This window comes from Clostridium tagluense, assembly GCF_003865095.1.
GTDB lineage: Bacteria > Bacillota > Clostridia > Clostridiales > Clostridiaceae > Clostridium_AD > Clostridium_AD tagluense.
Map to the genome: position 1 here is coordinate 129043 of NZ_BHYK01000007.1, position 22593 is coordinate 151635.

The following is a 22593-nucleotide window of genomic DNA, read 5'->3' on the forward strand; positions in this document are numbered from 1 at the left end:
ACAAAAACATAAAAGAAGGAGTTTAAAATGAATAATTTAAAGGTAAGATCAAAACTTATAGTTTTTTCAATTGCAGCGGTATTACTTATTACCATGATGAGTGGTGTAGGATATTTTTATCTTGCAAAGGCAAACCAAAACATGACAACAATGTATAAGGAAAACTTATTGAGTATTCAATACTTAAATGATAACAGAAACCAATCTAGGGCAATAGAGGGAGATACCTATTATATATTACTAAATACAAAGGATAAAGATAAGCAAAGTAAAAGATTAGCAGATATAGAGGTTAGGAAAAAGGTGCTTGAAACAAACTGGGCAAATTACAAACAAACCAATAATGATCAGTATGAAAAAGATAAAATTTCAATTGTTGAAAGCAATCAGGAAAAATTCATAAAAGGAAGAGATGCAGCTATTAAGTTAGCTATGTATGGAAAACCTGAAGAAGCCATGGCAGAATTAAGTTCTGTTGAAAATTATGGAGGGGAATTTCAAAATGGTTTAAAAGAAATTGCAGAATATAATGTAAAATTAGCTTCTGATTTAGATGTACAAAACCATAAAGAGTTTGATGCTTCAAAAAAGGTAATGTTGGCAATATTTTTACTTTCATTATGTATTGGTGCGGGGTTAACTTTTATACTTAGAAAAGCCATTGCAAATCCATTAATGTTAGCTGTAAATCATTTAAGGCTCATAGCTACTGGTGATTTTACAAGGGATGTTCCAGAAGAGACTAAAAAAAGAAAAGATGAAATGGGAGATATAGCAAATGCAGTTGATAGTATGCAAAGTTCATTAAAACTTTTAATTAAAAATGTAAGTCAAGAATCTAATAGGATTAATATAGTAGTACATAATGTTTCTGAAAATGTGAGAATTTTAAATATGAATATAGAGGAAGTATCTGCAACTACGGAGGAATTGTCTGCAGGAATGGAAGAAACAGCAGCCTCAACTCAAGAAATGAATGCAACAGCGGATGAAATAGAAAGAGCAGTTCAAGCTATAGCAACAAAAGCACAAGAAGGGGCTATAGAAGCTCAAGAAATAAACAAAAGAGCTATGAATACTGAAAATAATGTTACAGAATCAAAAGACAAAGCATTACAAGTATTTTCAAAAACCAAAGATAAATTAGAAATAGCAATTGAAAATTCTAAAGTAGTGGCACAAATTAATGTATTATCGGAATCCATTATGCAAATATCAGACCAGACCAATCTTTTAGCATTAAATGCAGCTATTGAGGCAGCAAGAGCTGGAGAAGCAGGACGTGGGTTTGCAGTGGTTGCAGATGAAATAAGAAAACTTGCAGAAGAGTCAAGAAGCACAGTGACTGAAATACAAAGCATAACAGAGAAGGTAACTGGTTCAGTAACGGATTTATCCGCAAGCTCTAATGAATTATTAAAATTCGTGTCGGAGGACGTTCTAAATGACTATAATACCTTGTTAAATGTGGCAGCTGAATATAGCAATGATGCAAACTTTGTAAACAATCTTGTATTGGAGTTTAGTTCAACTTCAGAGGAGTTATTAGCGTCGCTCCACGATGTTATAAAAACCATAGAACAGATATCTCAGGCTTCAAATGAAGGAGCAGAAGGAACCACAAATATCGCTCAAAAGGTATCAGATATAACTGAAAGATCCAATGAAATTATTGAAGATGTGAAAAAATCTACAGAAAGTGTAGAAGGATTAAATAAAGAAATATCTGTATTTAAAATTTAATATTTTTTAAAAATAATTAGGAGGTAAAGAATGAAAAGTAGACCAATTATGCACGACAATAAGGAAAAGACACAAAAATACTTAGGGGATACAGGACTTATAATATTTATAACTTTTTTAAGTGCATTTATCCCATTATCTACAGATATTTATCTCCCAGCACTTCCTAGAATGGTTGAAAGTTTTAACACCACGGCAAGTTTGGTAAATCTAACACTAATATTTTTCTTTATATTCTATGCCTTAGGAACCTTATTTTGGGGTCCACTTAGTGATAAGTACGGTAGGAAAAGAGTACTAATTATAGGGTTATCCATATACTCTATTGCAAGTATTTTGTGTATATTTTCTGTTAATGTGTATCAACTTATATTTTTTCGTATTCTACAATCTATTGGCTGTGGTGCTGCAACAGCAGTATCAACAGCTATAGTAAAAGATGTATACAATGGCAGGAGGAGGTTAACTATAATAGCCTTGGTTCAATCTATGGGAATGTTATCACCTATAATTTCGCCGGTTATAGGGGCAATGATACTAAGTGTTCTTTCTTGGCGTGGAGTATTTGTGGTGCTTTCTATAATAGGAGTTCTAGCTTTAGCTGGAAGCATAGCAATGGAAGAGACTATTGAAGTAAGATACACAGGAAGTATATTTAGTTCCCTCGGAAGGCTAAGGGTAGTTGCAAAAAATAAGAGCTTTATATCACTTCTTATTATATTTTCCATGATATCAATAGCTACAATGTCCTTTATATCGGCATCCTCTTATATTTATGTAGATGGCTTTGGAGTAAGTGAAAAGGTATATAGTTATTATTTCGCCTTAAACGCAGTATTTTTCTTACTAGGACCCTTATTATATATTAAATTATCAAAAATATATAATAGTAATTCAATTATAACTGTTGGATATATTGTGACTAGTATAAGCGGGTTATTAATTTGTACTATAGGTAATATAAGTCCACTATTCTTTGCATTAGCATTAATACCTGCCTCTTTTTTTGGTAGCATTATGGGACCGGCAAGAACTAATCTTATGCTTGAACAGTTACAAGGAGATACTGGTGCAGCATCATCTTTAATGAGTTGTGCATTCACCTTTTATGGTAGCATTGGTATGCTTATGATTTCTTTAAACTTCACAAATAAAATAGTGGTAATGGGGTTGATGTATTTGATAATTGGACTAATAAGTCTTACATTATGGCTTATTATCTCTAAAAAACCATATATAAAGCAGGTGAGTTATCAGACTGAGGTAGCAAAAGAAAGTGTTGAGCAATTATTTTAGCTAATTGAATTTTGATAGTTTTCTTAAAGGAAAGCTAGAATGAAATGAGTAGAAAGTTTTTATATCATTAAAAAAGAGAAAGCTGTGAATAATATTCACAGCTTTCTATATTAAAGAAAAGGGGGACTTTACTTTAATGTACTTTTTATTTATATTCAAATAATAACATAGAAATGTGACAATATAATGAATAAAGTGTGTAGTATATGTTAAATTATAAAAAAAGTAAGTTTTTATGACAAAATTAGATAGAAGTAAGGTGAAATTGTATTGTGATTTAAAAATGAGCACTCATTGATGAGTGCTCATTTTTGTTTGTCAAATAATCTTTGAAAAATACTCTTTTTTCGATGAAGCTCTTCTTCAGCGGCTGCTTTAGCTTTTTGTCTTTCAAGAGTTTGAGTTAGCTTATTAACTAATTGAATATCATGTTCTTTAATTGTCTCAGGTAATGATAATATGGCTTTATTTTTCTCTTGATCTTGTCTAAATAGGATCTGTGTGTTTTCTAATAATTTATTAATATCGTAGAGTTGCCCGTCTTTCACAGTTAACTGCTCTTTAAGAAACTCAATATTATTTTTAAGTATCTCAATCATATCTTCTTTTAAGCTGGTTATGTCTGTAGCGGCAATTTCTTCTTCTGAAGTTTGATTATATTTCAGAGATTGTTTAATTGCTTCTAGGCCTTCTTCATCTACACATGTTTTCCCGTTATGGAATATTAAAAAAGCTTTTATTTCAGGTAATTTCATTTTAGCATAAACAGTTACTTTACTTATGTTTAAACGTTTGGAAACTTTTAATGCATCATATATCATAGTACTCGCCTCCTATATTATCTATAGAAGTATTCTCCAAATATTTCCAAATTCCTTTTTTTACAAATTAAATTTATTTAAATGTTGTAAAATTTAACTAGTAACCGAGCATCAAATTAAGTTAAAAACCATCAAAACAATTATGTGTTATTATGGTATTATAAAATGACATGGAGGTAAGTACATGAACAAACAGATTTTAATTAAAATGGCATCAGACTTTATTGAAAATTCAAAAGAAAATTATATAACAAATGAAATTGCTATTTCCGAAAATGTTGTGGGAATGAAAATTTTTGAAGCGCCAATTTTTGGAGTTGCTTCTTCAGAGGATAGGTATTTTACATCATTTAAAGAACCCTCTATAATTGGTAAACACTTTATGCTCCCCAAAGAATGGCTACCAGAGGCAAAGTCTGTTATCTCATTTTTTTTACCATTTAGCCAAGCAGTTAAAAAAGGAAATGGAAGGGAGAAATCATGGCCTTCTGAAGAATGGTTACATGGACGTATTGAAGGTCAAGCTTTTATAAATAAGTTATGTATATACATTAAGGCAGAATTGATACAGGCAGACTATAATAGTCTAGTGCCTGCTTTGGATAAAAGGTTCTGGGCACAAGCTGCTTTAAATTCTGATTCAGCACATCCAGAAGTATCATTTACAAGCACCTGGTCTGAAAGGCATGCGGCTTTTGTATGTGGGCTTGGAACATTTGGGCTGTCTAAAGGTCTCATAACGTCAAAAGGTGTAGCTGGAAGATTTGGCAGTATTATTACAGAATTATATTTAGCCCCTGACAAAAGAGAATACGAAAGCATCTATGAATATTGCTCAATGTGTGGTGCATGTATAAAAAAATGCCCAGTTAATGCAATATCCATAGAAAAAGGTAAAAATCACATAATATGTTCTAAATATTTGGATAAAACAGCTGAAAAGTATAAGCCTAGGTACGGTTGTGGAAAATGTCAGATAGGTGTACCTTGTGAAAGCAGAATACCTAAACAACATAACCTAAAATAAATATTATAGAGTGAAATTGGTTATTTAATAAATATTGTACAAAGTGGCTATAAACATTGTAGCCACTTTTAATATTTCATTAGTGATTTTTTAAATTATATTGTTATAATATGTAAAATCACGAACAAAATGATTATATAGTTAAATAATTTGTCGTTTTGTGTAATTTAGTGTATAATCGGTGAGCAGGGATAAATTTTCTGCACCAACTAAATTTTTGGAGATGACATTTATGAATAACAGCCAAGATAAATTAAGTACATTTTTACATAGATATATGAATCAGAATAAGATAATTAATAAAAATCACCAATGTAAAAAAGAAAAAACAATTAACATGGATAATAATTTCAAGGAAGAATTGAAACAACATTTTAGAGAATTAACTTTGAGGTATAAAAGTAAAAGTAATAGCAATTGCGAAATATAATTAAAGAAACTTTATAATATATATGGGCATACTACTAACAATAAATTGTGGAGGTAGTATCCTATGAAAAAGAAAATATTTTTGATTTTTTTGGTTGTTGTCTTAATTACTATAATATCCGGTTCTTTTATAATAAAAAATTTAACTACAACAAGCTATGGTAAGCTTGATAAAAAATTTGGTGTAATGTCAAAAATAGAAAAATATTTTAATCCTAATTCACTAAAAGAAAAATCAATATATGAAATACGTATAGCCTTACATAAGACTACAACAATATGGGGTCCTAAGCCTATATCTTTTTCAAATATTAAAAATATGGATATAAAAACAGATATAAACCAGGTGCCAGTACGAATATATACTCCTGATAATGGCGATAATTTTCCTTTGATAATCTATTCTCATGGTGGTAGCTTTATAAGTGGTAATATTGATGAGTACGACAATATTTGCAGGAAGCTTTCAAAAAATTCAAAGGCTATAGTGGTATCTGTAAATTATCGGCTTGCACCAGAAAATCCATTTCCAGCTGGACTTAATGACGTATACAATGTGCTCCAATGGGTTTATAAAAATGCTAAGAGTATTAAGGGGGACTCTAGTCGAATATGTGTTGTAGGGGACAGTGCTGGGGGAAACCTTTCTGCTGTGGTTTCTCAAATGGCACGTGATAAAGATGGTCCCCATATAATTTCTCAGGTACTAATATATCCAGCTACAAACATTTATGAGTTAAATACTAAAGCTTGGTCATATTTTGGTATGGATTATAATCTTACAAAGGAAAACTCTGAGAAATTTATAGCCCTATATACTCCAAGATTAAGAGATAGGAAAAGTGAATATACTTCCCCTCTATTATCTGAAAATTTTAAGGGATTACCTGATACACTTATAATTACAGCTGAATTTGATCCGCTAAGGGATGAGGGTGAAGCTTATGGAAATAAATTAAAGCAGGCAGGTGTGAATGTGGTTTCTACCAGATATAAAGGTGTTACACATGGCTTTATTTCTATGGGAAAAATTACAAAAAAAGCAGATGAGGCTTTAAATGAAATTTCCACATATCTAATAACACAATTTAATAAAAAGCAGATCTAATATTTAAAATAGTATTTCTTCTACACTAATTTTAAAAAATAAATAAAAGCTATGAAATTAAGGTATTAAGCCTATATTTCATAGCTTTTTTATGCCTTAATTTCACCAAACTACGAGTTAGTTCATAATATATATATATACAATTCTAAGCATAATATTGAATAGCAAAAAGGCTTTAAACTTAATAGATAAAAATGTGATACTAAAAAGAGGAGAATGTGATTTTATGAATATATGCGTTATTGGAGCTGGTTATGTAGGACTTATAACTGCATTATGCTTTGGTAAAAAAGATAATAAAGTGATTTGTGTAGAAAAGGATTTAGAGAAATTAAGTATGCTAAAAAATGGAACACCAACTATCTTTGAAAAGGGATTAGATGAATTATTAAAAGAGTCAATAAGGGGAAATAGTATTGAGTTTACGCAGGATATGGAACTAGGAATTAAATCTTCGGACATAATTTTTATTGCAGTTGGCACTCCTACAAAGAAAAATTGGGATGTAGATATCGATCAAGTTGAACAAGTAATAAAATTAACTTGTAAATACATTGATAAATATAAAATAGTGGTAACTAAAAGTACAGTACCAGTAGGTACTCAGAAATATATAAAAAACAAGTTATTAGAAAATCATATACCACAGGAATATTTTGATGTGGTATCTAATCCAGAATTTTTAAGAGAAGGTAATGCTATAAATGATTTTTTTTATGGAGATAAAATAGTTATAGGCTGTGAATCACAAAAGGCTGAGGACTTAATGCGAGAATTATATGAGCCATTTAAAATAAAGATGGTGGTTACGAGTCCTGAAACAGCAGAGCTAATTAAATATACCTCAAATGCTTTTTTGTCTGTGAAAATCTCCTTTATGAATGAAATAGCAAATCTTTGTAATAAAGTTGGAGCAGATATTGATGTAATAGCCTATGCTTTAGGTCTAGATAAGAGAATTTCCCCCTTGTTTTTAAAACCAGGTATCGGTTATGGAGGAGCTTGTTTCCCAAAGGATACAAAAGCTTTAGTTAAAATATCTGAAAACTATCACTGTGATCTTAAAATTGTAAATACTGCTGTTGGTGTAAATGAAAAACAGAGGGTCTTGCCAGTGAAAATATTAAGAGAACATTATAAAGATCTCCAGGGAAAAACTGTATCTATATTAGGGCTAACATTTAAACCGGATACAGATGATATTCGCGAAGCACCATCTATATATATAATTGAAAAATTATTAAAGAATAAGGTTAAAATAAAAGCATATGATCCAATGGTTACAGTGGAGATAAAAAAAATATTTCCAAATATAATTTATTGTAGCGATATGTATGAATGCTTAATAGATTCAGATGCATTAATAATATGTACAGAATGGAGCGAGTTTTATAATCTTGATTTAAACAAGGTAGCTTCCTTGATGAAGGAATCTGTAATAATTGATGGAAGAAATATATTGGATACGTTTAATATTAAAGGAGCCAATATTAAGGCATATTACTCTATAGGCAAAGGGAACATTAAAAACTAAGTTATATAAAAAGCGCTAGTACTTTTAAAATAAAGGTACTAGTGCTTTTCATTTACATGATTAATATTTCAGCACCTCAGGTGATGACCTAAACCACTTTACAAATTTCGAAATTCCATCATCAAATTTTGTTGAGGGATTATATCCTAAAATTTCTTTGGATTTAGAAATGTCAGCATAAGTTATTTCCACATCACCAGGCTGCAGGGGTAAATATTTTATATTAGCTTTAACGCCAATCTCAAATTCTAATCTTTGTAGCATATATTTAAGCATAATGGTATCAGATCTGCCTAAATTAAAAATTTCATACTTATGAGTACCTGTACTTGACCAGGTAATGGCTTTATCTATTCCAGCAATAATATCGTCAATATAGGTGTAATCTCTTTTAGTAGTACCATCTCCGAAAATAGTAATTTCATTTTCTTTTAACATGAGATTTGTAAATTTATAAATAGCTAAATCAGGCCTTTGTCTTTTTCCATATACAGTGAAAAATCTTAAACAAGCTATATTAATTCCATATAGATGACTATAAACATGACACAGAAGTTCACCGGACTTTTTAGTAGCGGCATAAGGTGATATTGGAAAATCTACTGGGTCAGTTTCGGTAAAGGGAAGTTTTTTATTGTTTCCATATACAGAAGAAGAGGAAGCAAATATAAATTTATTTATACCAAATTCATTACATAAATCCAATAAATTTAGAGTTCCGCGAATATTTACTTCGTTATATAAAAGTGGGTTTATAATTGAGGGGCGCACACCAGCCATAGCAGCAAGATGAACTACCACATCTATTTTGTATAAAGTAAATACTCCTTTTAAAAAATTAGTATCTCTTATATCACCTTCTTGTAGTATTAAATTATCATCAGTAATATTATTTAATTTCATGGTGTTTTTAATTTCCGTAATGTTAAATCTTTTTATTTCAGGATTATAAAAATCATTAAAGTTATCAATAATGATTATTTTATGATTGTTTTTTAGTAAATAATCACAGAGGTTTGAACCAATAAAGCCTGCTCCTCCAGTTACTAAAAGTGTATAACTCAACGTGGCACCCCCTAATCTCTAAAAAATTATTTAACACTATCAAAAAGTTTTAACAAATCCTTAGCTAATCTATTAAAATTATACTTTTCCTGTGCTAGTTTTCTGCCATTCACCCCTAGTCTAAGTGCTAAATCACTATTATCTAATAGATTAACAATATTACGTTCTAGCACCCTTGGATTGGTATAATCATTCATTACAAAGCCATTTACTCCTTCAATCATTACTTCGGCATTACCCCCTCGATTAGTGGTTATAATAGGTAATCCAGCAGCCATAGCTTCATAGTGAACTCTTGCTAAAGGTTCTTTCCATTGAGACATGTTTACAAAAATATCTCCTATGCTATAATATTTTGGAATTTCAGTAGGACTTAAGTAACCTGTAAAAATAACTGGTCCCTTTAGTTCTTTAGATGCTCTCTTTAATAATTCTATATAATCATTAGATTCATTTCCACCATACCACTTACTCCCTATAACCATAAGTGCAGTATTGGGGTGGGATTCCATAACAGAATTCATGGCATCTATCACGATATGGGTGCCTTTTTTTGGAGTTAATCTACCTACATATAATATTGTTTTATGATTTTGAAGGCCATATTTTGCACGCAATTTATTTCTATAAGAATCCTTGTCATTATTCCAAATTGGGTTATATATATTACAATCTACTGCAGAATACACAGGGTGAAGTTTACTAGCAGCAGAGGGATATAAATCTTTTACACCACTGGCAATAAAATGGCTTACCGTTGTAATAAAACTTACTCTATCAATGCAGGCATTGGCTAAGTTTGAATTGATTTTTTTTTGTAAGAACATTTCATTATGCAAACTTAAACTAAATGCGCAAGTTAAATTTTTACTTAAAAAGTTAACCCAACGAGGCCTGTTAAAAACATGAACTAAATCAAAGTCATTTGTAAGATAGTTTTTTACACCACGAACATACTCTTCCATAGTGCTTGCGGGCAATCGTATATATTTTACGCCACTTTTAGAATCTCTGTTAGGTAGTTTAGGATCTTGTATACAAAATACAGTTATTTCATGAAACTTTGATATTATAGGCAAAGCACCTTCAAGATATACTTGAACTGCACCTCCATTAATAGGAGGAAAGGTAAGTTTTTCAGTGCAAATAAATGCTATTTTCATAAGAACACTCCTTTTAAAGCCATCTTCGCAAAATTGAAAATTTATTTTGTTCAAATTTTGAAGTTGCAGAGATTTTGTCACTACCTATTGGTTTAGGATTCTTATGCAATGTCTTTACTAAGCCAAAAAACCAGTGAGGGAACATTAAATCGATTTTTAAAACTTTTTTTTGCTCAGGTGTTAGGGTAGTATTTGTTTCATAGTATTTTAAAATATCTTCAATATTTTTTATACTATAATCATTAAATTTCATCATTCTCTTTCCAATGATCTTTCTTAAATCCTTAACTTTCAAATCATAAGTTACGCCATCTAAATCAATAACAGTAGCGCCTTCTTTTGAAAGCATTACATTGCCAGTTCCAAAATCCTGATGACATAAACAGGACTCCTTTTGATCAATACTACATAAAGATCTATAAGGAGAATTATTAATTAAATTAATAGTTTCGTTGCAAATTTCTATGATGGGATCTATTTGATTTACATAACCAAAATAAGATGGGTTGTTAGGAGTTTGACTACAGAGTTCTTTTAATTTCAACATTCTATTCTTCATGGATTCATATTGATTTGGCCAGTTTCCAAGTTTAGATGATATTTTAGCATCAATTGGTGGTTCATATCCAATAGAGTCAATATGAAACTTTGACAATGCCTGCAGTGCTAAAGCTAAATCTTTAGGATTTTCTAAATTCATATCTCTTCCATGGATCCAACTATATAATACAAATAATTGTCCATTGTACTGCGTAATAGAATTTCCTTTAGAATTAGGATAGATTTTTGGTACATTACCACCATTATTCAATATATATATTTGGGCATTAACAGAGAAAAGAGCTTCTTCAAATGAATGCTTCAAGCGTTTAAGACATAATGTAGTACCTTTATACGTGAATTTCCACAATGTTTTAAGTCCCTTACTTTGTATTGTTTGTAAATTTTGTGGTGATATATTATACTCTAGAAGAACTTTTCTACCAAGTTCTAAATAGTTAGTTAAGTCGTTTTCCATTATAAATGCCTCCTATATTAACCTATGAAGGAATGATTTTTTCAAAGTTTTGTAAAATTGGATCTATAGATTTTTCTACTTTTATCATGGCTTTTAGTCTTTCAACATATCTATCTTCAGTCCAAGTAGCTTCTCGCTCTTCATAATATTTACTCATTATACCTACAAAGAGATGAGGGAATGTTATAGCTTCCTTTAGTACTTGCCATTTCCAAAATTCAAGAGGATTTACAGTGTTGTACCAATGTAGGATTTGTTTTGTTTGCAATAAATTCCAGCTGCCATGTCTTTTCATTACTTTATTTAAAAATTTTCTGATATCCCGTGTAGGCAAGTCAATAGCTATAGAATCTATATCTAAAACAAATATTTCCTTGGATTTTGTAAGAATGAGATTTCCAGCGGTAAAATCTTGATGACAGAGGGAATTTAAATTTTTATCAGTTTCAACCCATTTGCTATAACCTGAATTTTTATTTTCACTTATGGCTAGCTCCATCCTTTTATAAAAATAAGGAAATACATTTAGGATAATTGCGCCAAATTCCGAATGGTTAGATTTAGACTGTTCCATATCATAAAAACCCTTTAATTTAGTCATTTGACTTTGAAATTCTTCGCCTTGAAGGCCTAAGTGAATTCTTACCTTACAATCGTTAGGCGGTACAAAATTTTTAGATGCAGAATGAAAATTAGCTAATTGCTCCACAACAAGTCTTAATTCTTGAGGGTTGTCCTCATTTGGAGTGACACCAGATATAGCCTCGCTTAAAACATAGCAGCAATCAATCCCTTTTATAAACTTAGCGCCTTGTTTTGTTTTAATAATTCTAGGAAGCTTAACTTTGTTATTCAATAAATGTTCCACAGCTGCAAGTATGAATTGGAGGGTTTTAGCAGAGCAGGAATGTTTTTTTAAAATTTTATCACCATGAGGTGTTTTTATCCACCACACTGCCTTTTTACCTTTATTACATTCATTTCTTATATTAGTTACAGTAATATCATATTGGGCTAATATTAAATTTATATTTTCTTCTCCCATGATATGGCCTCCTTGTAAATCGCTTAAGCAGATAACAATATTAATTGTTATCTTACTATAAATATAAAAAGTTATTTATTTTAAAATTGCTCTTTGTAATATATACCATTTTATAATTAAATATTTAAAATGGTAATCTATTTAAGAGAATTGAGTTTGCAATAACATAAATTTAGAACTATATATGAAACCCTGAGGAGCCTTATTGAGGAAAAGAAAGCCATTGTAAGATTATATTAGTTAATAGATAAAACTATTAATCCATATTTTTATAGTGCATCCTCAGGGAATGTTAATTTAAAGTTTGTTAAAACTCAAAGGTATTATCCTCATTATCATTTGTATTTTCTTCAAAGTCTTCAAGTTGTTCAGGTTTTTCGCCCCATTTAACTTTAATTGTAAAATCGCCATAATTTTCATCTGAATCAAATTTAATTTGATAATCTAATTCTTCATTATCTGGTATTACAACACGAGTTCCTTCTATTTTTAGTTTGTCCTTGAATAATTTTATAACTTCATCTTTTAAGAAAAAATAAAATTCTTCTTTGCTACCAAGATATTTTTCTCTAGAATTCATGTATAAAGCCCCCTTTCACTATAATAATATTCTAATGTGGCCTTAAGGGTGATAGTATTTATGTATATTTTTTAGGGAATTGGTAAAATAAACAAGCCCTCCATAGATTTTCTCTAGCATTTCGCTAACGACATTTCAGAAGATGATTTAATATAATATGTAATAAATGCTTTCAGTGGGTTCAAATTGAAAAAGTAAGGATATACAATGGTAAAGTTTTACATATTTACTGTGTCACCTATAATTATGTGTAAGCATAGAATGGAATGAAGTGTATTATTCATTTTATTGGAGGTTTTTACATGAGTAATAAATATAAAGTTTGCGTATATGCAATCTGTAAAAATGAAGAAAAATTTGTTGACCGCTTTATGGATCATTTTAGTGATGCTGATGTTGTTATAGTTGTAGATACAGGCTCTACCGATAATACAATTAATAAACTAAAAGAAAGAGGAGCCATTGTTTATTCTATGGATGCCAGGCCATTTCGATTTGATTATTCAAGAAATGAATGCTTAAAATTCATTCCAGATGATATAGATATTTGTGTATCTGCAGATCTTGATGATGTTATTGAGAGTGGTTGGAGAAAGCATTTAGAAAATGCATGGACAAAAGAAACCACAAGAGGATTATACCTATATAATTGGAAGGTTAATGATGACGGCTCGCCTGCGGTACAATATACTTGGGACAGAATTCATGCAAGACATGGATATAGATGGATATACCCAACACATGAGATTTTAGAATATTTGGGAGAGGGGGAGCAAAAACAAGTTTATATTAAGGGTATGGTAGTTAATCATTATCCCGATAAGACAAAAAATAGGAGTTTAAATCTTCCATTATTGAAATTGGCTATTGAAGAAAATCCTAATAGTAGTAGAAACACATATTATCTTGGTAGAGAGTATATGTTTGAGAGGAACTGGGATGATTGCATTTTAACCTTAAAGAATTATTTATCACTGCCTACATCAAATTATGAAGAAGAAAGAGCATCATCTATGAGGTTTATTGCAAGAGCATATTGTGAAAAGGGAGAAATATTAAACGCTAAAAAATGGTATCATAAAGCCATAAGTGAATCTATTTCATTAAGAGAACCCTATATAGAGTTATCTTTATTAGCCTATAGGGAAAAGGATTGGCTTGGTGTTTATTATTATGCAACGGAAGCCTTAAAAATCAATAAAAAAACATTCAACTTTGCAAACGATGAAAATGCTTGGGACTATACTCCTTATGATTTAGCAGCTTTAGGTTGTTATAATTTAAATCTCATGGTTGAAGCAATAGAATTTTCTGAGCAAGCTATTAAGCTTTCGCCTAATGATAAAAGGTTATTAAATAATCATAAATTTTATTTAGATAGTTTATAAATATAAATTTTACTTTATATAATATAGAAATCAATCAGCCAAAATTCTTGGCTGATTAATTTTTGTGCTATATTTTTTTTGAATTTAACTGCAAGTTTTTATTAAATCTGTTTAACGTAAATTAAAGTTCTTGCATACTATGTAAGGACAGTATTATAAATTATGCAAATAAAATAATAGCATTTTATATAAAGATAGTATTATATAAGGAAGGTGTATATTATGGGTAAATCCAATGATGGTTCATCGAAGAAGTATCAATGTACCGAGATAGATGGAACTACTGGAAATCTTATTATAAATAGTCAAAATTGTTATGACAAAGATGACGATTATAAAAATGACAGAGATGAATGTCGTAAGCATGACAGAGATGATTGTTGCAAACATGACAGAGATGATTGCTGCTGCAAACATGATAAAGATGATTGTTGCTGCAAGCATTGCTTCCCAGCATGTATAATTGGACCAACTGGACCAACTGGACCAACTGGGGCAACCGGACCTACAGGTGCTACTGGAGCAACAGGGCCAACTGGAAGAACTGGGCCAACCGGACCTACAGGTCCTACAGGTCCTACTGGTAATACGGGTGCAGATGGTCCTACTGGCCCAACAGGAGCAACAGGAGCAACAGGCCCAACAGGCCCAACGGGAGCAACAGGCCCAACAGGTCCAACAGGTCCAACAGGAGCAACAGGAGCAACAGGAGCAACAGGTGCAACAGGTCCAACAGGAGCAACAGGTCCAACAGGTGCAACAGGAGCAACAGGTCCAACAGGAGCAACAGGTCCAACAGGAGCAACAGGCCCAACAGGACCAACGGGAGCAACAGGCCCAACAGGACCAACGGGAGCAACGGGAGCAACGGGAGCAACAGGCCCAACAGGCCCAACAGGACCAACGGGAGCAACAGGCCCAACAGGACCAACGGGAGCAACAGGCCCAACAGGACCAACGGGAGCAACAGGCCCAACAGGACCAAGTTTCAATTCCTTTGCAAATGGTGTTATAACAATAAATGAATTATCAATTCCAGTTGGAGGCACTATTATTTATAATGCTGTAGATGTTGTAGGACCAGATCTAAGTTATAATCCAGCAACAGGTGTTTTTACAGTTAATACAACAGGAGTTTATGTAATAGACTGGAAGATAGCCGTTACTCCAAATCCTGGAACCGTTTCTATACAGGTTGATTTGGTATCATCCCTTCGTGGTGTTATTGCCGGTATATCTATTACAGCAACAAATCCAATTATAAGCGGCTCTAATAGAATCTATGCTGCAACAGCAGGAGAAACTTTTAGATTTGTTAATAATTCTAGTGGTCCTATTAGTATAGTATTAGTAGGTTTATCCGGACCTATTGGAACTGTGTCTATTTTCAGAATTGTCTAGTAGGATTAAGTTCAATTTTAAAAGCAACAGATTATAAAAATAATTTTAAACATTAAAAGGCTACCTACCTTAGGTGGCCTTTTTTTAGATAATATCTAGATTGTTTTATTACCTGATGGTGAAGAGCTAGATTATACGATTTAATTTCATGGAGATGGAAATTGTGTTATTTTTAATTGGAAAATATACTCACTTTTTTCAATGTTTGCATATAATATTATGTACTAAATACTTTCTGGAGGTTTAAATTGAAGCAGACTGATACAGGAAAAAAGATGTCTAAAGTCGAAGAAATGAGCAATTGTATACCACAAGAAACTATAATTGAAAATGTTAGGCTAGCTGCTGCATATGTTCCATTCCAATTCCTTTGTGCTGTGTTTACGCCAGTCGAAGCACTTAGAAGAGGAACTGCTTTCCCCGAACTTTACAGTCCTTATAAAGGTGAGGACAAAAAAAGTAGACCATGTAAATTGGAAACAATTCAAAAGGAGCGAATCTAATGAGAAATGAAATGAATAAAATGGAAATGTTAAAACAGATTAGTGCAACACGGTTTATGATGATAGACTTAGCTTTGTTCCTTAATACTCATCCATTGGATAGAGAAGCTGTTGTAGAGTATAATAATTACATTATGCAATGGAGAGGACTAAAAGAAAACTATGAGATGAATTACGGCATGTTAACTCAACTTAACTCCTTAAGCCCATACCCATGGCAATGGATAAGCGAACCCTGGCCTTGGGAAAATGAAGCTAATTTTATGTTTGAAAAGGAGGAAGTGTAATTTATGTGGACATACGATAAATTCCTAGAATATCCAGTAAAAATTAAAACTCCTAATCCAGAAATGGCAAAAATTATTATTACTCAATATGGTGGTCCAGACGGTGAGCTAGGTGCATCATTAAGATACTTAAGTCAGAGATTTTCTATGATAACTCCCGAAGCTATAGCAACATGTAATGATATAGGCACTGAAGAACTAGCTCATTTAGAAATGGTTGGAAGCATGGTTCGTCAATTAATGAAATGCGCAACGCTAGAGGAAATTCAAAAAGGCGGCATGAGTGGCTACTATGCTGATCATGGTAGAGGAATATACCCTGTAAGTGCATCAGGAGTTCCTTTTACAGCTGCAGGGTTTCAATCAAAAGGGGATCCCATTGTAGACCTTACTGAAAATTTAGCCGCAGAACAGAAAGCGAGGGCTACCTACGAATATCTAATTAATATGGCTGATGATCCAGATGTAATAGAGCCTTTAAAATTTTTAAGAGAAAGAGAAGTTGTTCATTATCAAAGATTCGGTGAAGCACTAAGAATTGTTCAGGATCATCTACAACAACCACATTTATTTATAATGCATAAACCAGTTTAAAATTTAAAATATATATAGTTGTTGAATCTTTTTTAACAACTATATATATTTTTTTATCTCATTATTTTGGTTCCTTTCTAACTGACTTATATTTAGATTTAGTCTTATCTTCAGGATTAATATATTCGTAATCGTTTTGTTCATTTTTCTTGATACCCAATGTAGCCATCTTATTTTTGGTTACAGTTAACTTATTACTCATATTATCTCACCTTTCATGATGTTATTTACTTTTAGGATATATAAACTAATTTGAAATTTACGCAAACATGTATTTATCTTAATAATCTTTAAATATTATAATGACCAAAAATTCATTTTATATGCCTATTCATTTAGTAACAGTTCTAAAGTAAAGGGTTATTGATTTTTCAGATAGTAAAACTTAAAATACATAAAAAGATAACTTTTGTGGAAATATACTGCCGAAGGAGTGATTAAAATGGAAATGAACACTAGAGATACTATTATGAAAAAATTATTAGACGCACAAGAAAATACTAGAGACTATCAATCATTTGCAAGAGAAGTATCAGAAGAAGAAGTAAGTAATACATTCAGGGAATTTGCAGAACAATCTGCAATGCAAGCTAAGAAATTACAAGAATTATTAAATACACATGACGGAAAGCAATATAGCTAAGTATCCTAATTCAATTATTAGAAGGCATATAATTTATTAGGACAAAAGCGACTCGTCACATCCTCTGTGGACAATTTTAGAAAACTCTAATCTGAATTAAAAAGATGATTTCTGTTCATTGAACAAGAGTCATCTTTTTTTAAATAAAAAAATCAGAAATTAAAATTGTAGTATATAGTTTATCAAGAATTTTTTATTTTAATATAAATGAATTATATTTAGGTATATTAGTTAAACTATGTTAGAAAATAATTTAATTTAAAAGGAGGTTTCAATGTGACTGTTAGCTCTAAGGTAAAACAAACATTAGCCACTCTAAATGGGTCAGAAGCTACTTTAAGATTATATTCATTGCAGGAACGAGATAAAGAAGCTAAGGCTATTTACACTGAGGCATTCCAAGAAATAAATAAAATTAAAATAGATTTAGAAAAAAGAGTGGGTTCTATAGAGTTTCAAGAGCCCCAGTACAAAGGCGACTAAGTGAGGTGAAATAATGAATACTTGGTTAATAATATTATTAAACTCAATAATTATATTTTTTTTAACATTAGTTTTAACAAGATTTATGAAGAAAAAAAATTTATCTAGAAGTACCCCCTTTGACTTTATTTCTTATGTAGTCATTGCGCTTATAGTTACTTTAATCTCATTGGGCATAATTACAAATATATATTTTGGATTAACTGCGTTAGCTGTTTGGGCTCTAATGCCTATTATTTTAGATTATGCTTCCATGAAAAGCAACTGGATTTATAACATATTGAATGGTAAGGAAAGAGTTCTAATTAAAAATGGTAAAGTTATGGAAGAAAATTTAGCTAAAGAAAGAATGACTGGGCAAGAGTTTATACAAGAATTACGTTGCCAAAAGGCATTTAATTTGGCAGATGTTGAATTTGGTATTATGGAAACAACAGGGGATATAAATATTAGTTTAAAAGCTGATAAAAAACCTGTTACCTCATATGATTTAGGAAAAAAATTGCATCGAAGACTGAATCACAGACAGTTATCTTAGATGGAAATATGTTGAATGAAGGGCTTACCAATATTGGATTAAATCAAGGGTGGCTTAAAACAGAGCTTAAAAACAAAGGAGTAGCACTTGAAAATGTTTTTATAGGTCAAGTAGATTCTTCAGGAGATTTGTATTTGGATCTTTTTGATGATTTGATTCAAGTCCCAAAAACACAGATTAAAGAAATGCTATATGCCAGTATTCAAAAATGTCAGGCAGACCTTATGTCATTTGCTTTAGAAACAAAAAATGAAGCAGCAAAATCAATGTACTCAAAAAATACTGAAAATTTAAAAAGGGTCTTGGAAAAGTTAGAACCCTATTTATTACGTTAGAAGGTGAAATAATGTCCAATATGAAAAAGAAAAAACTAACGCCAACGGAGCTACGATATGATAAATTGGTAAAAAAGATAGAACCTAAAAGACCTATTTTGAAAAATTGTGTTAAAGCATTCCTTGTAGGTGGAGCTATATGCACCATTGGTCAATGCTTACAATTATTTTTTATAACCTACCTTAATTTTAATGAAAAAACAGCAGTTAGTCCAACTTCAATAGTTTTAATCTTTGTGTCAGCTTTGCTTACTGGACTTGGAGTTTATGATCACCTCGGCCAATGGGCCGGAGCTGGATCGGCTGTTCCGGTTACAGGGTTTGCTAATTCTATAGCTTCTGCTGCAATTGAACATAGAAGCGAAGGATATGTACTTGGAGTGGCTGGAAATATGTTCAGACTTGCTGGAGCAATCATTGTCTATGGCGTATTTTCTGCCTTTGTAGTTGCTACCATAAAAATCACAATAATATGGTTGGGGAGGATGTAAATGCTTAAAGGACATCAATCATGGATTTTCAATTCTAAACCTACAATATTAGCATCAGCCGCAGTTGGTGGTCCTTTTGAAGCTGATGGTGCTTTAGCTGATGACTTTGATATACTTCATGAAGATTTGTGGCTTGGACAGGATAGCTATGAAAAAGCAGAAAAGGTTCTTCTGGAACATGCTTGCGAAAGAGCGATAAAAAAATCAAGTATAAAAAAAGAAGATATCAATTTTTTCATAAGTGGAGACTTAATGGACCAGATTATTTCTAGTAGTTTTACTGCAAGAACTTTGGGGATACCTTTTTTAGGGGTCTTTGGTGCTTGTTCTAGTTCCATGGAAAGTTTAGCCCTAGCAGCTCAATTGATAGAAAGTAAGGCGGCTAAATATGTTATAGCATCTGCAAGTAGCCATAATGCAGCTGCAGAAAAGCAATTTAGATATCCTACAGAGTACGGTGGACAAAAACCTCCTACTGCTCAATGGACAGTAACAGGAGCTGGAGCTGCGGTCCTTGGCGAAGATGGAATTGGACCTAAGATTACTTCGGCTACCATAGGCAGAGTAATAGATATGGGTATTTCGGACCCATTTAACATGGGAGCAGCTATGGCCCCAGCGGCTGTAGATACCATTGAAGCACATTTTAGAGATTTAAATGTTGATGCCTCCTATTATGATCTTATTGCTACTGGTGATTTAGGCAAGGTAGGACATGAGCTTGCTATTAGTTTATTAAAAACCCATGGCACCGAAATGCCATCTAATATATTTACAGACTGTGGACTTTTAATATATAAAAAGGATCAACCAGTTTTTTGTGGCGGTAGTGGATGTGGCTGTTCGGCTACTGTAACTTATGGGCATTTTCTTAACCGTATGCGTCGAGGGGAATTAAAGAGAATATTAATTGTTGCAACAGGTGCTTTAATGTCCCCAATATCTTACCAACAAAAGGAAAGCATACCTTGTATTGCTCATGCAGTTTCTATAGAAATGTAAAAAAGAGGTGTGAGTTTAATTATGGAAAAGTTTATTTTTGCATTTGTAATAGGTGGTCTAATTTGTGTTATTGGGCAACTTATAATGGATATATTAAAGATTACTCCTGCACATACTACCTGCACATTAGTTGTAATTGGAGCAATTTTGGGAGGGCTAGGTTTATATGAGCCTTTGATAAAAATAGCAGGTGCAGGTGCATTTATACCTATAAGTAGCTTTGGAAATACTCTTGTAACAGGTGCCTTAATTGATGCTGAAAAAACAGGATTTATAGGCATATTTACTGGTATGTTAAAAACAGCAAGTTCTGGTATTTCTGCTGCAATAACTTTTGGGTTTATTGCTGCTATAATATTTAAACCCAAAGGATAAATATATTTAGCGACCCAGGAGATGATTTAAGGGAGGTGGAAACCATGACTGTAGGAACTCAAATGCAACAAGCAATTGCTGGACTGCAAAGCGCTTCTGCTACAATGAAGACTTTTTCTCTAGAAACAGAGGATAAGCAAGCAAAAAATGATTTTAAACAAATAGCAGAACAACTTGATTGTACACTAGAGATCTTAAAAGGACGACAACAATATATTCAGGGACAAGAACCTCAATATAAGTAGATTTAAAGAACTAATGAAATGGCAGACATTCCATTAGTTCTTTAATTTTCTTGTTTCATAGCAGGATAAATATAAGGAGGTGTGAAATGTCAATTAAAATAACCTTTGAAAACATGTTAATATTTATTTTACCAGTTATGGAGGTAGTATTTTTAGCATCTGTGATAATAGGAACAAGAAGGGATAAGAAGGCATTTAAGATTATTTCTTTTGTTGCTATTACAGCTATCTGTCTTAGTATATGCATCTTGCTATGGGTAAATAAAACTGTTTAGTAATCTCAAAACTACTCCACTGAAGGGATATAAGATTTGTCTTATATATAAATTTGATATAAACTAAAATTTATAATATGCTAAAACATATTTATGAGGGGTGATTTGTGATGAAACTTACTAGAGAATTTTATGCTAAAGAAACGTTGCAGGTTGCGAAGGAACTTTTAGGTAAAGTAGTTGTACACGAAGTTAATGGAGTAAAGTTAAAAGGAAAGATAGTTGAAACAGAAGCATACATTGGTTCAATAGATAAGGCTTCTCATGCTTACGGAGGAAAGAAAACACCTAGATTAGAAGCCTTATATGGTAAACCTGGAATCGCATACGTATATTTTATTTATGGTATGTATCATTGCTTCAATGTAATAACAGAAAAAGAAGGATCCCCAGAAGGAGTTTTAATTAGAGCAATAGAGCCAATAGACGGAATAGACGAAATGTCAAAGTTAAGATTTAATAAAGTTTATAATGAATTAACAAAAGCTCAATTTAAAAACTTGTCTTCGGGTCCCTCTAAATTGTGTATAGCGATGAATATAAATAAAGAAAATAATAAACAAGATTTATGTTCAGGTAACCTTTATATAGAAGAATCAATGGATAAAGAAAAAATTGAAATTATAGAAGCTAAAAGAATTGGAATTGATTATGCAGAAGAAGCAAAGGACTTTAAATGGAGATTTTATATAAAAGATAATGTTTGGGTATCTGTAAAATAATATTAATACAAGTAAAACAAATATATTTTATATTGATATTAAATGTGGAATAAATATATAATTAATAAAGGGAGTTAAAATGTCTGAAGGAGGAACAATAATGAGTAAAAGTGAAGTAGCGAAAATATGTCCACTTTGTGGACAACATAATAATTGTAAACACGGTGAAGGTGGATGTTGGTGTGATACAGTTAAATTTCCAAAGTACATATTAGATTTGATTCCAAGTGATAAAAGGGGTAAAGCTTGCATATGTAAGTCTTGTTTAGAAAAGTATCAGAAGTAAGAGAAAATGTTTATTTCCACTGTAAACATAATGTATGTGTAAATTTAATAATTTCATAAAAAAAGAATGCAAAAATCAATTAATTTTTGCATTCTTTTTTAATTAAATGGAAAAATATTCAATGAGTTCCTTGACAAAATATTTATATGTAGCTAATATTGTATTAAGTTTAATGAGTATACTAAATAAGCTTAGA

General features: G+C 31.5%; 27 protein-coding genes and 1 pseudogene. 21 read left to right on the plus strand and 7 right to left on the minus strand.

The window, feature by feature from the left end:
- Nucleotides 1–27: 27 nt before the first annotated feature.
- Both Ctaglu_RS08210 and Ctaglu_RS08215 read left to right on the plus strand, forming a co-directional pair.
- A complete protein-coding gene (locus tag Ctaglu_RS08210; RefSeq protein WP_124999902.1) occupies nt 28–1743 on the plus strand; it encodes a methyl-accepting chemotaxis protein in 1716 nt (571 codons plus the stop codon).
- Nucleotides 1744–1773: 30 nt separating this feature from the next.
- Entirely contained in the window at nt 1774–3039 is a 1266-nt protein-coding gene (locus tag Ctaglu_RS08215; protein WP_124999904.1) for a multidrug effflux MFS transporter, read from the plus strand.
- A 305-nt stretch (nt 3040–3344) separates the two neighbouring features.
- Here the strand turns inward: Ctaglu_RS08215 and Ctaglu_RS08220 are convergent, their stop codons facing one another.
- On the minus strand, nt 3345–3860 hold the full coding sequence (locus Ctaglu_RS08220) for a hypothetical protein (protein ID WP_124999906.1): 516 nt from the start codon (nt 3858–3860) through the stop codon (nt 3345–3347).
- 184 nt (nt 3861–4044) lie between these two features.
- Here Ctaglu_RS08220 and Ctaglu_RS08225 point away from each other — a divergent pair, with 184 nt between their 5' ends.
- The 4 genes from Ctaglu_RS08225 to Ctaglu_RS08240 all read left to right on the plus strand — a co-directional run bounded on the left by Ctaglu_RS08225 (nt 4045) and on the right by Ctaglu_RS08240 (nt 7958).
- On the plus strand, nt 4045–4887 hold the full coding sequence (locus tag Ctaglu_RS08225) for a 4Fe-4S binding protein (protein WP_124999907.1): 843 nt from the start codon (nt 4045–4047) through the stop codon (nt 4885–4887).
- Nucleotides 4888–5119: 232 nt separating this feature from the next.
- Complete coding sequence (locus tag Ctaglu_RS08230) at nt 5120–5317, plus strand: hypothetical protein (protein ID WP_124999909.1); 198 nt, start codon at nt 5120–5122, stop codon at nt 5315–5317.
- Nucleotides 5318–5380: 63 nt separating this feature from the next.
- On the plus strand, nt 5381–6424 hold the full coding sequence (locus Ctaglu_RS08235; RefSeq protein ID WP_124999911.1) for an alpha/beta hydrolase: 1044 nt from the start codon (nt 5381–5383) through the stop codon (nt 6422–6424).
- Between the two features lie 226 nt (nt 6425–6650).
- Complete coding sequence (locus tag Ctaglu_RS08240; RefSeq protein WP_124999913.1) at nt 6651–7958, plus strand: UDP-glucose dehydrogenase family protein; 1308 nt, start codon at nt 6651–6653, stop codon at nt 7956–7958.
- A 60-nt stretch (nt 7959–8018) separates the two neighbouring features.
- Here Ctaglu_RS08240 and Ctaglu_RS08245 read toward each other — a convergent pair whose 3' ends face one another.
- The 5 genes from Ctaglu_RS08245 to Ctaglu_RS08265 form a co-directional block, all read right to left on the minus strand.
- Nucleotides 8019–9023, minus strand: coding sequence for a GDP-mannose 4,6-dehydratase (locus Ctaglu_RS08245; RefSeq protein WP_124999915.1), 1005 nt, complete (start codon nt 9021–9023; stop codon nt 8019–8021).
- A 26-nt stretch (nt 9024–9049) separates the two neighbouring features.
- The gene (locus Ctaglu_RS08250; protein WP_124999917.1) at nt 9050–10186 is read right to left on the minus strand and encodes a glycosyltransferase family 4 protein; all 1137 of its coding nucleotides are present in this window, start codon (nt 10184–10186) and stop codon (nt 9050–9052) included.
- A 13-nt stretch (nt 10187–10199) separates the two neighbouring features.
- The gene (locus tag Ctaglu_RS08255) at nt 10200–11204 is read right to left on the minus strand and encodes a CotS family spore coat protein (RefSeq protein WP_124999919.1); all 1005 of its coding nucleotides are present in this window, start codon (nt 11202–11204) and stop codon (nt 10200–10202) included.
- A 22-nt stretch (nt 11205–11226) separates the two neighbouring features.
- Entirely contained in the window at nt 11227–12249 is a 1023-nt protein-coding gene (locus tag Ctaglu_RS08260) for a CotS family spore coat protein (RefSeq protein ID WP_124999921.1), read from the minus strand.
- A gap of 307 nt (nt 12250–12556) precedes the next feature.
- Entirely contained in the window at nt 12557–12829 is a 273-nt protein-coding gene (locus Ctaglu_RS08265; RefSeq protein WP_124999923.1) for a hypothetical protein, read from the minus strand.
- Between the two features lie 302 nt (nt 12830–13131).
- Here Ctaglu_RS08265 and Ctaglu_RS08270 point away from each other — a divergent pair, with 302 nt between their 5' ends.
- From Ctaglu_RS08270 to Ctaglu_RS08290, 5 genes are all read left to right on the plus strand, one after another.
- On the plus strand, nt 13132–14217 hold the full coding sequence (locus Ctaglu_RS08270; protein WP_124999925.1) for a tetratricopeptide repeat-containing glycosyltransferase: 1086 nt from the start codon (nt 13132–13134) through the stop codon (nt 14215–14217).
- Nucleotides 14218–14439: 222 nt separating this feature from the next.
- On the plus strand, nt 14440–15618 hold the full coding sequence (locus Ctaglu_RS08275; RefSeq protein ID WP_185732627.1) for a hypothetical protein: 1179 nt from the start codon (nt 14440–14442) through the stop codon (nt 15616–15618).
- Nucleotides 15619–15866: 248 nt separating this feature from the next.
- Nucleotides 15867–16121, plus strand: coding sequence for a spore coat associated protein CotJA (locus tag Ctaglu_RS08280; RefSeq protein ID WP_224617486.1), 255 nt, complete (start codon nt 15867–15869; stop codon nt 16119–16121).
- Nucleotides 16121–16408, plus strand: coding sequence for a spore coat protein CotJB (locus tag Ctaglu_RS08285; RefSeq protein ID WP_124999927.1), 288 nt, complete (start codon nt 16121–16123; stop codon nt 16406–16408). The genes Ctaglu_RS08280 and Ctaglu_RS08285 overlap by 1 nt, the downstream gene beginning before the upstream one ends.
- A 3-nt stretch (nt 16409–16411) precedes the next feature.
- The gene (locus Ctaglu_RS08290; RefSeq protein ID WP_124999930.1) at nt 16412–17002 is read left to right on the plus strand and encodes a manganese catalase family protein; all 591 of its coding nucleotides are present in this window, start codon (nt 16412–16414) and stop codon (nt 17000–17002) included.
- Nucleotides 17003–17063: 61 nt separating this feature from the next.
- On the opposite strand, the gene Ctaglu_RS25070 is transcribed toward Ctaglu_RS08290, so the two are convergent.
- Nucleotides 17064–17204, minus strand: a complete 141-nt coding sequence (locus Ctaglu_RS25070; RefSeq protein ID WP_185732628.1) for a hypothetical protein — start codon at nt 17202–17204, stop codon at nt 17064–17066.
- 240 nt (nt 17205–17444) lie between these two features.
- Here Ctaglu_RS25070 and Ctaglu_RS08295 point away from each other — a divergent pair, with 240 nt between their 5' ends.
- From Ctaglu_RS08295 to Ctaglu_RS08340, 10 genes and pseudogenes are all read left to right on the plus strand, one after another.
- Nucleotides 17445–17645 carry a hypothetical protein gene (locus tag Ctaglu_RS08295; protein WP_124999932.1) on the plus strand — a complete coding sequence of 67 codons (201 nt, stop codon included), beginning with the start codon at nt 17445–17447 and terminating at the stop codon, nt 17643–17645.
- Nucleotides 17646–17921: 276 nt separating this feature from the next.
- A complete protein-coding gene (locus Ctaglu_RS08300) occupies nt 17922–18128 on the plus strand; it encodes a DUF1657 domain-containing protein (RefSeq protein ID WP_124999934.1) in 207 nt (68 codons plus the stop codon).
- A 13-nt stretch (nt 18129–18141) separates the two neighbouring features.
- Nucleotides 18142–19001 (plus strand): annotated as a pseudogene (locus Ctaglu_RS08305) (DUF421 domain-containing protein).
- 11 nt (nt 19002–19012) lie between these two features.
- Nucleotides 19013–19492, plus strand: a complete 480-nt coding sequence (gene spoVAC / locus Ctaglu_RS08310; RefSeq protein ID WP_124999937.1) for a stage V sporulation protein AC — start codon at nt 19013–19015, stop codon at nt 19490–19492.
- Nucleotides 19493–20494, plus strand: a complete 1002-nt coding sequence (spoVAD, locus tag Ctaglu_RS08315) for a stage V sporulation protein AD (RefSeq protein ID WP_124999939.1) — start codon at nt 19493–19495, stop codon at nt 20492–20494.
- Between the two features lie 21 nt (nt 20495–20515).
- Nucleotides 20516–20869 carry a stage V sporulation protein AE gene (gene spoVAE / locus Ctaglu_RS08320; protein ID WP_124999941.1) on the plus strand — a complete coding sequence of 118 codons (354 nt, stop codon included), beginning with the start codon at nt 20516–20518 and terminating at the stop codon, nt 20867–20869.
- Between the two features lie 44 nt (nt 20870–20913).
- Nucleotides 20914–21114: a DUF1657 domain-containing protein gene (locus Ctaglu_RS08325; RefSeq protein WP_124999943.1), complete on the plus strand. Its 201-nt coding sequence runs from the start codon at nt 20914–20916 to the stop codon at nt 21112–21114.
- A gap of 86 nt (nt 21115–21200) precedes the next feature.
- Nucleotides 21201–21389, plus strand: a complete 189-nt coding sequence (locus tag Ctaglu_RS08330) for a hypothetical protein (RefSeq protein ID WP_124999945.1) — start codon at nt 21201–21203, stop codon at nt 21387–21389.
- Nucleotides 21390–21499: 110 nt separating this feature from the next.
- The gene (locus Ctaglu_RS08335; protein ID WP_124999946.1) at nt 21500–22111 is read left to right on the plus strand and encodes a DNA-3-methyladenine glycosylase; all 612 of its coding nucleotides are present in this window, start codon (nt 21500–21502) and stop codon (nt 22109–22111) included.
- A gap of 100 nt (nt 22112–22211) precedes the next feature.
- Entirely contained in the window at nt 22212–22397 is a 186-nt protein-coding gene (locus tag Ctaglu_RS08340) for a cysteine-rich CWC family protein (protein WP_124999948.1), read from the plus strand.
- Nucleotides 22398–22593: the final 196 nt, after the last annotated feature.